Consider the following 14764-nt stretch of genomic DNA (forward strand, 5'->3'; position numbering starts at 1 on the left):
TACGAGGGACACGAGAGACCCTGGGTCTCAAGCTGGACGGGCACCGCGGACGGAGTCCCGTAGGGGAAGGAGGTCAGCAGGGAAGGGGCCGGAGAGAAGGAAGAGGAGGGAGGGCCCGCGGCGTACGGGGCGGGGTCGGCGCGCGGGGCGGCCGCGCCGGACGGCCGGGGTGATCCGGTCGCGTGGGGCGGCGGTCCGCGGCACGCCGTTCATCGCCGGCCGCCCGGGGCCGGTCCGCCGCCGGGGCGGCCCGCCGGTGCCCGGTGCGGGGTCAGCCGCCCGCGCCGGGCACGGGGAAGGCGCCGGTCGCGCGGCGCACGATCTCGCCGTAGATCTCGGGGTCGGTGGTGTACTCGCCGAGCCGGCAGGTCTTGCGGCTGCCGTGGTAGTCGCTGGAGCCGGTGGGCAGCAGCCCGAGGTCGCCGGCCAGCCCGCACAGCCGGGCGCGGGTCGGTGCGTCGTGGTCCATGTGATCGACCTCGATGCCGTCGAGACCGGCCGCGGCCAGTTCCGCGATCGCGCTCTCCGGTACGACGCTGCCGCGCTTGACGGCCAGCGGATGCGCGAAGACGGTGACCCCGCCCGCGGCCTTGACCAGCCGGATCGCGTCGAAGGGGTCGAGTTCGTGCTTGCCGACGTAGGCCCGGCCGTCGTTGGCGAGCCACTGCGGGGTGAAGGCGTCGGAGACGGACGGTACGACGCCCAGTTCGACGAGGGCGCTGGCGACATGCGGCCGCCCGACGGCGCCGTCCCCGGCGATCCGCGCCACCTGCTCCCAGGTGACCGGCACCCCGAGGTCGCGCAGCTTGCCGACCATGGCGCGGGCCCGCGGCACCCGGTCGTCCCGGACGAGCTCCCGCTCGCGGGCGAACTCCGGCTCCCGGGGGTCGAAGAGGTAGGCGAGCAGATGCAGGCTCACCCCCTCGATCCGGCAGGAGAGTTCGGCGCCGGTGACCAGCGTCAGCCCGGCGGGCAGCGCGGCGCGCGCCTCGGCGTGGCCGCCGACGGTGTCGTGGTCGGTCAGCGCGACGACGTCGAGACCGCAGGCCGCGGCGTTGCGTACCAGTTCGGCGGGGGTGTCCGTACCGTCCGACGCGGTGGAGTGGGTGTGCAGATCGATGCGCACGACGCGGACTCCAGACTGCTGCGGGACGGGCGGGGAACGGGCGCACGGGGCACCTGAGGGGACTCCAGCAGGATACCGGCCGCCGTACCCGCCCCGGCCGGACGGCCGGTCCGGACGGCCGCCCGCGGGAGGTGCGGCCTAGTTCAGGATCCGCGGTGAGAGCGCCCCGCACGGCAGCAGGTCCACCTCGGCGCCCGCCTCCCGCAGGTCGGTGAGGACCAGTTCGTCGTACATCAGCAGCCCCGACTCCTCCGGCCAGGCGATCGCCCACAGCCACAGTCCGCGCGCCTCGCCCGCGAAGACCGCGCGGTCCGCGGGGGCGCCCTCGACATGCCACATCGGGGTCGGGCGGCCGGCGGCCAGCACCTTGGCGTGCGGCGGCTTGTCCATGCGCAGGCAGGAGCCGGGGTCGGGGCCGTCGATACCGGCGTAGCGGGCGCCGAGTCCGACGCCCAGTTCCTCGGCGATCAGCAGGAGTTCACCGGGACCGCCGAGCGGTCCGGGGCCCGAACAGGCCACCGCCGTCGCCCGGCCGCCGCTGCGGTCGTCGCCCGCGCAGGCCACGCCCGTGAACAGCCAGCCGACCGGCAGCGGCCAGGGCATCCACACGGGGACCTGGGCGCGGTGTACGACGACGCCGAGCGCCTCGACGCTCGGTGGGACGACCGGCTGGAGCGGGTGCACGGTGCCGTGCACGGCGCACTGCCAGGAGTCGGAGAAGAGACCGGGCGCCCGCACCCGGCCACCGCACTTCGGGCAACTGGGTTCGCCCCTCATAACGTCCCACGGTCCTCCTGGGCCGCCGCCGCGTCAAGGACGATCACCCGTCCGGTGTGCCCGGAATCACGCCCCGGCGGCGGGCCGCGGGGCGGCCGTCACCACCCCCAGAGGTAGTTGTAGCTTGCATTCTTTAGATCGTCTAACTTATTGTGTGTAAACGACAACGATTCGCGGAGGTCAGGGACCGGCCGCGACCGGGGAATACGGAAAGGGGATGCGCGGCATGCGGAGCAGCGGCCACGGCGACGGCGCCGAAGACGATCCATTCGAGGGGGGCGGGGCGTCGATCCTGCGCCAGCCGAAGGCCGTATGGGCCACGGCCGGCGCCTCGGTCGTGGCCTTCATGGGCATCGGCCTCGTCGACCCGATCCTCCCCTCGATCGCCAAGGGCCTGCACGCCTCGAACAGTCAGGTCTCCCTCCTCTTCACCTCCTACTTCCTGATCACCGCCGTCGCGATGCTGGTCACCGGCTTCGTCTCCAGCCGCATCGGCAGCCGCAAGACCCTGCTGGCCGGCCTGGCACTCGTGGTGGTGTTCGCGGCGCTGTCCGGTATGTCGGGGTCCGTCGGCCAGCTGGTCGGCTTCCGGGCCGGCTGGGGCCTGGGCAACGCGCTCTTCGTCTCCACCTCGCTCGCCGTGATCGTGGGCGCGGCCAATCCCGTCGGGCCCGCGCGCGGGAGCCGGACGGGCGGCAGCGCGGTGGCGATCCTGCTCTACGAGTCCGCGCTCGGCCTGGGCATGGCCTGCGGCCCGCTGCTCGGCGCGGTCCTCGGCGACATGAAGTGGCGCTACCCGTTCTTCGGCACCGCCGTCCTGATGGCCGTCGGCTTCCTCGCCATCACGGCCTTCCTCAAGGAGCAGCCGAAGCCGGCCCGCAAGACCTCGCTGCTCGATCCGGTCAGGGCGCTCGGCCACGGCGGACTGGCCTCCGCCGCCGCCTCCGCGTTCTTCTACAACTACGCGTTCTTCACGGTGCTGGCCTTCACCCCGTTCGTGCTGAACATGTCGCCGTACCGGTCGGGCGGGGTCTTCTTCGCCTGGGGTGTGCTGCTCGCGGTGTTCTCGGTGCTCGTCGCGCCCCGGCTGCAGCACCGCTTCGGGTCGCTGAAGGTCCTGGGCGGCTCGCTGGTGCTGCTCGCCGTCGACCTGGTCGTCCTCGGCTACGGCAGCCACACCACCGCCATCGTCTGCACGATCGTCTCCGGCGCCCTCATCGGCCTGAACAACACCGTCTACACGGAGCTGGCGCTGGGCGTCTCGGACGCGCCGCGGCCGGTGGCCAGCGCGGGCTACAACTTCGTGCGGTGGTTCGCGGCGGCGGCCGCGCCGTTCCTCGCGCCGAAGATCGAGGAGTGGACCGATGTCCACATCCCGTTCGTGGTCGCGGCCGCCGCGGCGGTGATCGGCGCCGTCATCGTCGCCGTCCGCCGCCGGGCGCTGACCCTGGAGGCCGAGGAACTGGCGCCTGCGCACGCCACGGAGGACGGCGTCACGGTCTTCGCCAACTGAAGACCCGGCAGCCCGACCGTCCGCTCGCACAGCGGGCGGCCGGGCTGCCGCGCGGTCACAGCCGTCGCCGGGGCCCGCGCCGCGTCCCGCCGTTCAGTCGTCGAGCGGCACGCCCTTGCGCAGCGGATCGCGCAGGTCCGTTCCGTTGCGCAGCCACCGCTCCTCCAGCGCCTCCGCCCCGTGCACCCGTTTCCAGGCGGCCTCGTTGGGCGTCATCGGCAGCAGCGGCAGGAAGCGGACCGGCTCCAGCGGCTCGTCGAGCGCCAGATCCTCGACGAGCCCGCCGGGCGCGGCGACCAGCACCGAGGTGAAGGCCGCCCCCGGCCAGAGCGGTTCGCCCACGTCCAGCGACGCCCCCGGCATCACGATCACGCCCTCGACCTGCGGGGACGCGGCGAGCACGGCGAGCGGCCGGAGCACCTTGCCGGTGTCGGCGCGGCCGCCCCGTACGGACAGCACGAGTTCGGCGCGCGGGCCGCGCAGCGGATCCGCCAGGACGGCGGTGGGGTCGGCCATGGGGTGGGCGGACATCCCGAGCGTGGCGTAACGGATGACCCCGTCGTCCACGAAGCGGAGCACCTCGATACGGTCGGTCCCGAGGAACGTGACGGCGGCGCGCGCGTCCGGTTCGCCCAGGGCCGTACGCAACCGGGCTTCGACCAGCTCAAGAACGTCAGACATGCCGCGAGCATAGGACGCGTATCGAACGGGCAAAGCGGCGCCTTGGCGCTCCGGACGGCTGATAGCCTTGCCGTCTGGTAAGGGAGTGACGTCGTCCCCCAGCGGGGACCGGCCGGAGGAGGTGGGGCTGCGGTGGATCCAAGTCGACCTTGCAGTACCGATAGTTCTCCTGTCATCCCCTTCGCACAGCGCGTCCGCTGAACCGAGGGCTTCCGTACCCCGTCGCTCAGCGGCGAAACCCGTGAAGTGCCTTTGCGCCGGATGTAGATGACGGAAGAGCGCCTTCGACTCTTTGTTCCGTGTTTTCTGCGAACTGCCGTCAGCACCACCGCACGGAGCGCCGCCCGCTTTGCGGACGTACGGCCGATGACGCCGCGTACGTCCACGTTCCGGGCAGCGCTGCGCACCCGCTGACGGCCGGCCAGTGAAGGAGCCTGCCTTGTCGGTGATCCGCGATCTGCGCGCTGCCGTCCGCCCGTCCCGGCGCCGTGACGACGCCCCGTACAGCTGCGAGAAGCCCGTCCCGGTCTGCCCGAACAGCGCGATCGTCGACTGCGGTGTCTACCGCGAGGGCCGCCGGGTGAGCCGGCATCTCAGCCCGGCCGAGGCCATGGCGAGCGTCCGGGCCGACGGCGGTTTCGCCTGGATCGGGCTGCACGAGCCGTCCGAGGCCGAATTCGCCGGTATCGCCCAGGAGTTCGGGCTGCACCCGCTCGCCGTCGAGGACGCCGTGCACGCCCATCAGCGGCCCAAGCTGGAGCGGTACGACGACACCCTCTTCACCGTCTTCAAGACCGTCCACTACGTCGAGCACGCCGAACTGACCGCGACCAGCGAGGTCGTGGAGACCGGTGAGGTGATGTGCTTCACCGGCCGGAACTTCATCGTGACCGTGCGGCACGGCGGCCAGGGTTCCCTGCGCGCCCTGCGGCACCGCCTCCAGGACGACCCCGAGCTGCTGGTCAAGGGCCCCTCCGCCGTGCTGCACGCCATCGCCGACCAGGTGGTCGACGGCTATATCGCGGTGGCCGGCGCGGTCCAGGACGATATCGACGAGGTGGAGATCGACGTCTTCAGCTCGGGCTCCGACGGCAGGGGCTCCGCGAAGGGCGGCGACGCCGGGCGGATCTACCAACTCAAGCGCGAGGTACTGGAGTTCAAGCGCGCCGTATCGCCGCTGCTGCGGCCGATGCAGCTGCTGAGCGAGCGCCCGATGCGGCTGGTCGACGCCGATATCCAGAAGTACTTCCGGGACGTGGCCGATCACCTGGCGCGCGTCAACGAACAGGTGCTGTCCTTCGACGACCTGCTCAACTCCATCCTCCAGGCCAACCTCGCGCAGGCGACCGTCGCGCAGAACGAGGACATGCGCAAGATCACGTCCTGGGCGGCGATCTTCGCCGTGCCGACGATGATCGCCGGGATCTACGGCATGAACTTCTCGTTCATGCCGGAGCTGAAGTGGAAGTACGGCTATCCGGCGGTGCTGCTGGTCACGGTCGCCATCTGCTGCGGCATACACCGCGGTTTCAAGCGCAACGGCTGGCTCTGACGCGACCGGCGGACGGGACCGGCACGGGGCCGTCCGCACCGGCCCGCCGTCCCGGGGCGGCCGGTCCGCCGCCCATTAGGCTGAGCCGTATGACGGAGACGGTGTCACAGGCGTTGCAGGACCGAGCGCTCATCGAGGAGGCCACCAAGAAGTCCGGCCTCATCTGGGTGCGGGGCGCGACGGGCCCGGCGCGGGCGCTGTGGCACCTCTGGCAGGACGGCGCGGCGGTGCTGGTCGGGGACGGCGCGGGCGAGCAGCCGCTGGCGGATCTGGGGCTCGCCGACGGCGCGGCCGCCACGGTCACCGTCCGCAGCAAGGACAAGGGCGGCCGGCTGGTGGCCTGGCAGGCGCGGGTCGTGGAGCTGGCGCCGGACGGTGCGGCGTGGCGGGCCGCGGTGGACGAGCTGAAGGGCAAGCGGCTCAACGCCCCGGACGCGCAGACGCTCACGGAGCGCTGGGCGCGCGAGTGCCGGGTGCTGCGGCTGGAGCCGGTCGGGCCGGCCGGGCAGCGGCCGGGTGCCATGCCGGAGGAGTCGCACGCCGCGCCGCCGCTGCCGTCGCCGGCCCTCACCCGCCGCCCCGTCCCGGCCGCACTCCCGAAGCTGCTGCGCCGGGGCCGCAAGGGCTGAGGGGCCGTCCCGGCGGCCCGTTGCCCGGTCCGGTCAGCCGCTGCCGGCGATCTGCTTGCCGTAGTCGACGATCTGGTCCTGAGCCGGGGGCTGGAGATCGACGGGCTTGCCCCAGTCGCCGAGGCGGACCTCGCCCGCACCGCCCGCGCGCCGCAACCGCAGCGGGTACGGCTCGCCCTCCAGGGACACGTCCAGGCTGTTGCCGCCCGCGCCGCCGGTGAGGCGGATGGTGCGGACGCCGTCGAGGGTGCCGCGGTCGCCGGTGGCCGGTGTGCCGTGCGGCCCGAGCAGACTGGCCAGCAGCATCTTCTTGTCCGTGAAGCCGCTGAAGCGCTTGTAGACCGGGTCCGTGGCGGGCACCTTGACGTATTTGCCGCCGAGTTTGGCGGCGGCGGTGCCGCCCGGCGGGGTGGCTTTCTCGCTCTTCTCGCCGGCCCAGAAGCCGGCGTCCGCCTTCAGATAGAGCGCCGTGTCGATCCGCAGCAGCTGGAACGCGGAGTCCTTGGTGGTCAGTTCGCCCCGGGCGCCGTCCTTCGCCAGCCGCATGTCGAGCTGGTAGGTGCGGTCCTGGCTGACGACCTTGCCGGAGAGCCGGACCGTACCGGCCTGTTCGGCCGCCGCCCGCGCCTTGGCCTCGATCGTCGCGGCCGGCAGTTTGCCCACGCCGTTGGTGCCCGCGTCCGGATCCTCCCCGGCGCAGCCCGCCAGCGCCGCGGCCAGCGCCGCGCACACCGCCCCCGCGAGCGCCGCCCGTCCCGTGCGACGGGAGCCGGTCAGGGGTCGGGGGCCCGTCCCCGAGGGGATTGCAGTCACGTCGGTTCTGCCTCCTGATGCGGATGACCTGGACAGCGGTACGGAGCGTACCCGGGCGGTGCGCGCTTTTCCGCGTCGTGCGTGGCGGCCACCGTACGGCCTCGCTCACCGGGGCGGAGCCGGGCCGGGCGCGTTAGCCTGAACCCGGATCGAGGCCCCATTCCGGGTAAATCAGGAAAAAGGGAGGCACTCTGCATGGCGGTGGCGACTCCCCGGGTATTCGTCTCCCATCTCTCCGGCGTCGCCGTCTTCGACCCGAACGGCGACCAGGTCGGCCGGGTCCGCGACCTGGTCGCGATGTTGCGGCCCGGCCGGGGCGAGGGCGGCGCGCGGGCGGCGGGCGACCGGCCGCCGCGGCTGCTCGGGCTGGTCGTCGAGGTGGCCGGCCGGCGCCGGATCTTCCTGCCCATGACCCGGGTGACCGGTGTGGAGTCCGGCCAGGTCATCACCACCGGCGTGCTCAACATGCGGCGCTTCGAGCAGCGCGCGTCCGAGACCCTGGTCTTCGGCGAGCTGCTCGACCGGCGGGTCCGGCTGATCGAGACCGGTGAGGAGGTCACCGTCCTCGACATCGGCATCACCCAGCTGCCGGCCCGCCGCGACTGGGAGATCGACAAGGTCTTCGTACGCAAGGGCGGGAAAGGCGCGCTGCGCGAGAGGTTCCTGCGGCGCGAGACGCCTGCCGCGCAGGGCGGCGGCGGGCGGCGGACGGGCGAGGCGCTGACGGTCGAGTGGTCCGCGGTGACCGGCTTCTCGCTGGAGGAGCACGGGCAGGGCGCGGAGAGTCTGCTGGCCACCTTCGAGCAGCTGCGCCCGGCCGATCTCGCGGGCGTACTGCACCACCTCTCCCCCAAGCGCCGCGCCGAGGTCGCCGCGGCGCTCGCCGACGACCGGCTCGCCGACGTCCTGGAGGAGCTGCCGGACGACGACCAGGTCGAGATCATCGGCAAGCTCCAGGACGAACGGGCCGCCGACGTCCTGGAGGAGATGGACCCGGACGACGCCGCCGATCTGCTCGCGGAGCTGCCGGAGGAGGCGAAGGAACGGCTGCTGACGCTGATGCGGCCGGCGGAGGCCGCGGACATGCGGCGGCTGATGTCGTACGAGGAGCGCACGGCGGGCGGTCTGATGACTACCGAGCCGGTCGTGCTGCGGCCGGACGCGACCGTGGCGGACGCGCTGGCACGGGTCCGGGACCCGGACCTCTCCGCCGCGCTGGCCGCCCAGGTCTATGTCTGCCGGCCGCCGGACCAGACCCCGACCGGCACGTTCCTGGGCCTGGTGCACTTCCAGCGGCTGCTGCGCGACCCGCCGTTCACCCTCGTCAGTTCGCTCGTCGACGCCGATCTGCCGGCCCTGGCGCCGGACACCGCGCTGACCGAGGTGGCCAGCTATCTGGCGACGTACAACATGGTCGCGGCGCCCGTCGTCGACGAGAGCGGATCGCTGCTGGGCGCGGTCACCGTCGACGACGTACTGGACCATCTGCTGCCGGAGGACTGGCGGGAGACCGAGATGCACGGCGCGGCGGCGGCCGGCCGGACCCCGCGCTTCGAGGAGGGCTGACATGGGCGCCGGGGAGCGGCCGGGCGGCCCGGAGCGGCCGCGGCCCCACGGGGCCTCCGCGGTGCGGCGTGGCGGCCCGGAGCGGCCGCGGGTGCGCCTGGACCAGCCGCGGGTACCCCGCCGCACCTTCCTGCCCGAGTACGACCCGGAGGCGTTCGGGCGGCTGTCGGAGAAGATCGCCCGCTTCCTGGGGACCGGCCGGTTCATCGTCTGGATGACGGTCATCGTGATCGTGTGGATCGGCTGGAACGTGACCGCGCCGGGCCGGCTGCGGTTCGACGAGTACCCGTTCATCTTCCTGACGCTGGCGCTCTCGCTCCAGGCGTCGTACGCGGCGCCGCTGATCCTGCTGGCGCAGAACCGGCAGGCCGACCGCGACCGGGTCACCCACGAGCAGGACCGCAAGCAGAACGAGCGCTCCATCGCCGACACCGAGTACCTGACCCGGGAGATCGCGGCGCTGCGGCTGGGCCTGGGCGAGGTCGCCACCCGCGACTGGATCCGCTCCGAGCTCGAAGACCTGCTGAGGGATCTGGAACTGCGTCGGATGGTCGACGCGGAGAGTGACGAACGCGACCGGTGAGAGTCCTTTCCGGAGGCCCCCACCGGCGCCGTACCATCAGGGCATGGCTACCGAATCACCCACAGGCCCCGCGCCGGCCGAGGAAGCGGTACGCGCCGCCCTCGCAACGGTGAACGACCCCGAGATCCACCGGCCCATCACCGACTTGGGGATGGTCAAATCGGTGGAGATCGCGTCGGACGGGGCGGTCGCGGTGACGGTCTATCTGACCGTTTCCGGCTGCCCGATGCGGGAGACCATCACCTCCAACGTGCGCACGGCCGTGGAGCGCGTCGCGGGCGTCACGGGCGTCAGCGTCGAGCTGGAGGTGATGAGCGACGAGCAGCGGCGCGAGCTGGCGACGTCGCTGCGCGGCGGCACCGCCGAGCGCGAGGTGCCGTTCGCCCAGCCCGGTTCGCTGACCCGGGTCTACGCCGTCGCCTCCGGCAAGGGCGGCGTCGGCAAGTCGTCGGTGACGGTCAACCTCGCGGCGGCGATGGCGGCGGACGGTCTGAAGGTCGGCGTGGTGGACGCCGACATCTACGGCCACTCGGTGCCGCGCATGCTGGGCGCGGACGGCAAGCCCACCCAGGTCGAGAACATGATCATGCCGCCGTCGGCGCACGGCGTGAAGGTCATCTCCATCGGCATGTTCACCCCCGGCAACGCGCCCGTCGTCTGGCGCGGCCCGATGCTGCACCGCGCGCTCCAGCAGTTCCTGGCCGACGTCTACTGGGGCGACCTCGACGTCCTCCTTCTCGACCTGCCCCCGGGCACCGGCGACATCGCGATCTCGGTCGCCCAGCTGGTGCCGAACGCCGAGATCCTGGTGGTCACCACCCCGCAGCAGGCCGCCGCCGAGGTCGCCGAGCGGGCCGGTTCGATCGCCGTGCAGACCCACCAGAAGATCGTCGGCGTGGTGGAGAACATGGCCGGACTGCCCTGCCCGCACTGCGACGAGATCGTCCATGTCTTCGGCACCGGCGGCGGCGAGCGGGTCGCCGAGGGGCTGACGAGGACCACCGGCACCCAGGTGCCGGTGCTCGGTTCGATCCCGATCGACGTCCGGCTGCGCGAGGGCGGCGACGAGGGCAAGCCGGTCGTGCTGAGCGATCCCGACTCCCCCGCCGGTTCGGCGATCCGCGCCATCGCGGGCAAGCTGGGCGGCCGCGCGCGCGGTCTGTCGGGCATGTCGCTGGGGATCACCCCGCGCAACAAGTTCTGAGCGCCGGGGGGCCGGGTGACCGGCTCCCCTACGACGCGAAGGGGCGGGACCGTGGTACCGGTCCCGCCCCTCGTCCGTGCCCCGCCGCCGTTCAGCCCTCGTACGCCGCCAGGTCCTTGACTATCGAGAAGGCCAGGCCGTAGGCGCTCATCCCGCGCCCGTACGCACCGATGTGCACGCCCTCGGGGTCCCCGTCCGCCGAACCGGCCAGCACCCAGCCGTACTCGGACTCGCGGTAGCGGAACGCCGTCGGGGCGCCGTCCACCGGCAGTATCAGCTCGCTCCAGCCCTCGCCGTCGAGTTCGTCGGCCAGCTCCCAGGCGATCATCGTCTGCTGGTCCAGCCAGTCCTGGCGCAGCGACCGGTCCATCTGGGAGGGCCAGGTGTGCGCGAGCAGTCCGGCCCCGGCGAGCCAGGCGGCCGTCGAGACCGAGGTGGCCTCCAGAAAGCCGGTGTCGTCCGCGCTGGGCCGTACGGGGCGGCTGGCGACCGTCACCACGACCGCGAACCGGTGGGTCTCCTTGGCGGTCTCCACCCGTATGGTGGGCTCCTCGCCATGGCCGGTGGCGCCGTGTTCGACGGTGCCGTCGGCGGCCGCGCCGACCCGCATCAGCCAGCGCGGCCCGGTGTACGCCTCGTCGAGGCCGTACCACGGGAACGCGGCCAGCAGATAGCCGTCGACCTTCCGGCCGTCGTCGGTGGGTGCCGTTTCCGGCTCTGACCGACTCGTCGTCTCCATCTGCGCGGAGCCTCCTTGTTGCCCTGCGTCGTGGGCGGCCCGCCCCCCTCGGGCGACCTCACCCCGGACACCGGGAGCATAGCCATAGGGGTCGGCGCAGCCGGGCAACCGGCGGGATGTCAGGTGGCGTCGGAGTCGAACGGCGGACGCTCGCCGGGCGCCAGGCCGCCGGTCCTCTTGACCAGGTCGGGCCCGCCCGAGGCGGCCGGGGACTCCTTCGACAGATTCAGGCGGGAGCCGTTCCCGGAAGCGGCGGACGTGGCCGGCTCGGCCGGATCGGCCGGTGCGCTCTCCCGGCCCTGCACGACGTCCGTGAGCTCGGTCATCTCCTGCTTGAAGTCGAATCCGTTACGGATCTCCTGAAGCTCCTTGAGGCCGTACTCGTCCTTCTCCAGGACGTGCTTGCGGACGAAGTTCTTGGGCTTGAGGTCCTCGAACTCGAAGTCCTTGAAGTCCGGCCCCAGCTCGCTGCGGATGTCCTCCTTGGCGCTGTCGGAGAACGCCCGCACCTTGCGGATGAAGCCCATCACGTCCTGGATGACCTTGGGGAGCTTGTCCGGACCGAAGATGAGCACCGCAAGGACGACGATCGCCACCAGTTCGAGGGGTCCTATGTCGAAGAACACCTTGCAGCTCCTTGGGGTATCACGGCCTTCGGTGGCCTTCCGGGCCAGGCCGGCTCTCACGGTACCTGGCCCGGTGCGTCGGGCGGGAGTCACCCGCGCCAACACCGTGCAAACGATCAGCCTGCGGCGGACGAGCCGAGAGTGAGTTCCACGGCCTGCTCCTTGCCCCCGCGCTGGAGGGTCAGGGTCAGCGTGTCGCCCGGCCGGTGGCTGCGGACCTTGACGATCAGCTCCTCACCGCTGTGCACCGGCGCGCCGTCCACCTTGGTGATCACGTCGCCCGCCCGGATCCCGGCCTTCGCGCCCGGACCGCCGGGGGTGACCGGCGGGGTGTCGTCCGTGCTCTGCGGGCCGACCCGCGCGCCGTCGCCGTCGTACTCCATCTCCAGCGTGACGCCGAGGACCGGATGCGTGGCCCGGCCGGTGTTGATCAGTTCCTCGGCCACCCGCTTGGCCTGGTTGATCGGTATGGCGAAGCCCAGGCCGATGCTGCCGCCCTGGCCGCCGCGGCTGCCGTCGTCCAGACCGCCGCCGGTGTCGGCCGCGCGGATCGCGCTGTTGATGCCGATCACCCGCGCCTTGGCGTCCACCAGCGGGCCGCCGGAGTTGCCCGGGTTGATGGGCGCGTCCGTCTGCAACGCGTCCACGTACGACACCTCGCCGCCGTCGCCCTTCTCACCGCCCGCGGTGATCGGGCGCTGCTTGGCGCTGATGATGCCGGCGGTGACGGTGTTGGCGAGGTCGTACGGCGCGCCGATCGCCACGACCGGGTCGCCGACCCGCACCGAGTCGGAGTTGCCGAGGGCGAGCGGGCGCAGCCCGGTGACGCCCTGGACCTGGACGACGGCGAGGTCATAGCCGCCGTCCTTGCCGATGACCTTGGCCTTGGCGGTCTGGCCGTCGCTGAACGTCACGGATATCCGGCCGTCGGTGCCGGCCGGTTCGACGACGTGGTTGTTGGTGAGGATGTGCCCCTGCCGGTCGAGGACGAAGCCGGTGCCCGTGCCCTGTTCCGCGTTGCCGCGTACGTGGATGGTCACCACGCTCGGCAGCGCGGTCTGCGCGATCCCGGCGACGCTCTCGGGGCTGCGGCCCCCCTGTTCGCCGCCGGCCTGCGGAAGCTTGATGTCGTGGAAACCGCCGTTGCGCTCGACGTAGGCGCCGATCCCGCCGCCGACACCGCCCGCGACCAGCGCCAGCGCCAGCGCCCCGACCACCAGCGGTCCCCGCCGGCCGCGCCGGACGGCCGGCGGCGGCACACCGGGACCGCCGTGCAGCGGCACGCTCCAGGGGTCGTACTGCTGCCATGCGTCGCGCGGGAGGTGCGGGGCGGTGCCGGGCCCGGGGGCGTTCCCGGGGGCGTTCCCGGACAGGGGGACGGGTCCGCGGCCGTGGTCGGGTGCCGGTCCGTGCGGATGTCCTGGTGCCTGGCCGTGGGCATACGGGTGCGCGTAGCCGGACGTACCGGGCATCGGCATCGGCTGCGGCTGCGGCTGCGGCTGCGGCTGCGGCTGCGTGGCGAACGGGCCGGTGGCGGGGTGGTGAGCGGGAGCGGGAGCGGGAGCGGGCTGAGGCTGGTGTGGCGACTGGGTCTGGGGCTGCTCGGGCGGCAGGGGGTGGCCACCGCCGGTCCGCTCCCGCTCAACCGCCGCCCGCGCACCGGCGGACCGGGGCCCACCGTCACCGGGCCGCGGCACGAACCCGCCATCGGGCACCCGCTCCGACTCCCCGGCCGGCCCTGCCACGGCCTCCGCCTCCTGGCCGGTGGGTGGTGTGGGGGTGGGTGGCGGTACGGCGGTGGGCAGTACGGGGGTGGTCTGGGCTGCGGTGGTCTGGGCGGGGGCGGGCTTCCGTAGGTCTGGCTGGTGTGGTTCGGGCTGCGGGGAGCCGGGATCGTCGGTCGGGCGGGGGCTCTGTGCACCGGCCGCGCCTGCTGGGTACGTGTCGGACGTCCCCGCCTGGTACGTGTCGGCCGCTCCAGCCGGGTGGCGAGGGTCGCCGCCAGGCGCGGACTTCTGCAGGTCCGGGCGGTGTGGTTCTGGCTGTTGCGGTTCCGGCTGCGGGGAACCGGGACCGTCGGCCGGGCGGGGGCGCTGTGCACCGGCGGCCGGGTACGCACCGGCCGCTCCGGCCGGGTACGCGTCAGGCGTCCCTGTCAGATATGCGTCGGCCGTCCCCGCCAGGTACGCATCGGCCGCCCCGGCCGGATGGCGAGGATCGCCGCCGGGCTCGGCCGGTGAACGGCCGTCGCCCGCCGCCCCGGGGGCGGCCATCGGCTGCGCGGGCGGTACGGATATCCCGGCGCCGCCCGGGTGGGACGCGCCAGGCATCGGAGCCTGCGGCGGCAGGGCGCCCGGTACGGCCGGGGCCGACGCGCCGTACGCGGGCAGCGGTCCGGCGGGCGGCGGGGGTACGGCGCCGTGGGCTGCGGGCAACACCGGACGCTGCACGGGCGGCGCGGGCGCCCACGGCCCGGGACCGCCGTACGGAGGCGTGCCGTACGGGTCCTCCGGATGGAGCGGCCGCTGCCGGGGTGCGGCGCCGCCGGCCTCGGCCGCGACGGCGACGCCCACCGGCATCTCGGCCCGGATCTCACCCACCGTCTCGTCCCACGCACCGACGGGCACCCGGCCGGGCGTCACCGTCGGCATGACGGAAGTACGTGCGTGGTCCGGCGACGACGCGGCGGGAGGTACCGCACGATCATCCGTCGACACGGTGGGAGGAAGGACGCCGTCAGCCGTAGGTGCTCCAACCCGCGCCTCCGTCAGCCGCTCGGCCAGCACCGTCGGCACGACGGCTGTCTCGTCCCACGCACCGGCGGGCACCCGGCCGGGCGTCACCGTCGACTCGGCGGGAGTACGGGCGTAGTCAGCCGACGACACGGCGGGAGGTACCGCACGATCATCCGTCGACACAGCAGGAGGAAGGGCACGGTCAGCCGTCGCTGCCCCG

General features: G+C 73.1%; 13 protein-coding genes. 6 read left to right on the forward strand and 7 right to left on the reverse strand.

Going from position 1 to position 14764, the window contains the following annotated elements:
* Positions 1 to 271: 271 nt before the first annotated feature.
* On the reverse strand, positions 272 to 1126 hold the full coding sequence (locus IH09_RS32775) for a PHP domain-containing protein (RefSeq protein ID WP_052861195.1): 855 nt from the start codon (positions 1124 to 1126) through the stop codon (positions 272 to 274).
* A gap of 138 nt (positions 1127 to 1264) precedes the next feature.
* Positions 1265 to 1903 carry a DUF6758 family protein gene (locus IH09_RS32780; protein WP_052861196.1) on the reverse strand — a complete coding sequence of 213 codons (639 nt, stop codon included), beginning with the start codon at positions 1901 to 1903 and terminating at the stop codon, positions 1265 to 1267.
* A gap of 226 nt (positions 1904 to 2129) precedes the next feature.
* Between IH09_RS32780 and IH09_RS32785 the strand changes: the two genes are divergently transcribed.
* A complete protein-coding gene (locus IH09_RS32785; RefSeq protein ID WP_052861205.1) occupies positions 2130 to 3416 on the forward strand; it encodes an MFS transporter in 1287 nt (428 codons plus the stop codon).
* Positions 3417 to 3509: 93 nt separating this feature from the next.
* Here the strand turns inward: IH09_RS32785 and IH09_RS32790 are convergent, their stop codons facing one another.
* Positions 3510 to 4097, reverse strand: coding sequence for a suppressor of fused domain protein (locus IH09_RS32790; protein ID WP_052861197.1), 588 nt, complete (start codon positions 4095 to 4097; stop codon positions 3510 to 3512).
* Between the two features lie 439 nt (positions 4098 to 4536).
* Between IH09_RS32790 and IH09_RS32795 the strand changes: the two genes are divergently transcribed.
* Entirely contained in the window at positions 4537 to 5649 is a 1113-nt protein-coding gene (locus IH09_RS32795; protein WP_052861198.1) for a magnesium and cobalt transport protein CorA, read from the forward strand.
* 89 nt (positions 5650 to 5738) lie between these two features.
* On the forward strand, positions 5739 to 6278 hold the full coding sequence (locus tag IH09_RS32800) for a hypothetical protein (RefSeq protein ID WP_052861199.1): 540 nt from the start codon (positions 5739 to 5741) through the stop codon (positions 6276 to 6278).
* Positions 6279 to 6311: 33 nt separating this feature from the next.
* Here IH09_RS32800 and IH09_RS32805 read toward each other — a convergent pair whose 3' ends face one another.
* Positions 6312 to 7091, reverse strand: coding sequence for a hypothetical protein (locus tag IH09_RS32805; protein ID WP_381720828.1), 780 nt, complete (start codon positions 7089 to 7091; stop codon positions 6312 to 6314).
* Positions 7092 to 7286: 195 nt separating this feature from the next.
* On the opposite strand from IH09_RS32805, the gene IH09_RS32810 reads away from it, so the two are divergent.
* Genes IH09_RS32810 through IH09_RS32820 form a run of 3 tightly spaced genes read left to right on the forward strand, consistent with a single transcriptional unit; the run spans position 7287 to position 10444 of the window.
* Complete coding sequence (locus tag IH09_RS32810) at positions 7287 to 8657, forward strand: magnesium transporter MgtE N-terminal domain-containing protein (RefSeq protein ID WP_052861200.1); 1371 nt, start codon at positions 7287 to 7289, stop codon at positions 8655 to 8657.
* A gap of 1 nt (position 8658) precedes the next feature.
* Positions 8659 to 9240, forward strand: a complete 582-nt coding sequence (locus IH09_RS32815) for a DUF1003 domain-containing protein (protein WP_052861201.1) — start codon at positions 8659 to 8661, stop codon at positions 9238 to 9240.
* Between the two features lie 43 nt (positions 9241 to 9283).
* Entirely contained in the window at positions 9284 to 10444 is a 1161-nt protein-coding gene (locus tag IH09_RS32820; RefSeq protein WP_052861202.1) for an Mrp/NBP35 family ATP-binding protein, read from the forward strand.
* A gap of 91 nt (positions 10445 to 10535) precedes the next feature.
* Here the strand turns inward: IH09_RS32820 and IH09_RS32825 are convergent, their stop codons facing one another.
* From IH09_RS32825 to IH09_RS38330, 3 genes are all read right to left on the reverse strand, one after another.
* Positions 10536 to 11183: a hypothetical protein gene (locus IH09_RS32825; RefSeq protein WP_052861203.1), complete on the reverse strand. Its 648-nt coding sequence runs from the start codon at positions 11181 to 11183 to the stop codon at positions 10536 to 10538.
* 119 nt (positions 11184 to 11302) lie between these two features.
* The gene (locus IH09_RS32830) at positions 11303 to 11809 is read right to left on the reverse strand and encodes a sec-independent translocase (protein WP_052861204.1); all 507 of its coding nucleotides are present in this window, start codon (positions 11807 to 11809) and stop codon (positions 11303 to 11305) included.
* A gap of 116 nt (positions 11810 to 11925) precedes the next feature.
* Positions 11926 to 13554 (reverse strand): S1C family serine protease, encoded by a 1629-nt coding sequence (locus IH09_RS38330; protein WP_446750512.1) that lies wholly within the window; start codon positions 13552 to 13554, stop codon positions 11926 to 11928.
* Positions 13555 to 14764: the final 1210 nt, after the last annotated feature.

The sequence above is a fragment of the Streptomyces celluloflavus genome (assembly GCA_000720995.1).
In the GTDB taxonomy this organism is placed as follows: domain Bacteria; phylum Actinomycetota; class Actinomycetes; order Streptomycetales; family Streptomycetaceae; genus Streptomyces; species Streptomyces celluloflavus.

Bases quoted from the DNA above. Each gene is read 5' to 3' on its own strand.
- IH09_RS32785 (WP_052861205.1), top strand. From the start codon at position 2,130: ATGCGGAGCAGCGGCCACGGCGACGGCGCCGAAGACGATCCATTCGAG.
- IH09_RS32815 (WP_052861201.1), top strand. From the start codon at position 8,659: ATGGGCGCCGGGGAGCGGCCGGGCGGCCCGGAGCGGCCGCGGCCCCAC.
- IH09_RS32780 (WP_052861196.1), bottom strand. From the start codon at position 1,903: ATGAGGGGCGAACCCAGTTGCCCGAAGTGCGGTGGCCGGGTGCGGGCG.
- IH09_RS32800 (WP_052861199.1), top strand. From the start codon at position 5,739: ATGACGGAGACGGTGTCACAGGCGTTGCAGGACCGAGCGCTCATCGAG.
- IH09_RS32790 (WP_052861197.1), bottom strand. From the start codon at position 4,097: ATGTCTGACGTTCTTGAGCTGGTCGAAGCCCGGTTGCGTACGGCCCTG.
- IH09_RS32820 (WP_052861202.1), top strand. From the start codon at position 9,284: ATGGCTACCGAATCACCCACAGGCCCCGCGCCGGCCGAGGAAGCGGTA.
- IH09_RS32810 (WP_052861200.1), top strand. From the start codon at position 7,287: ATGGCGGTGGCGACTCCCCGGGTATTCGTCTCCCATCTCTCCGGCGTC.
- IH09_RS32825 (WP_052861203.1), bottom strand. From the start codon at position 11,183: ATGGAGACGACGAGTCGGTCAGAGCCGGAAACGGCACCCACCGACGAC.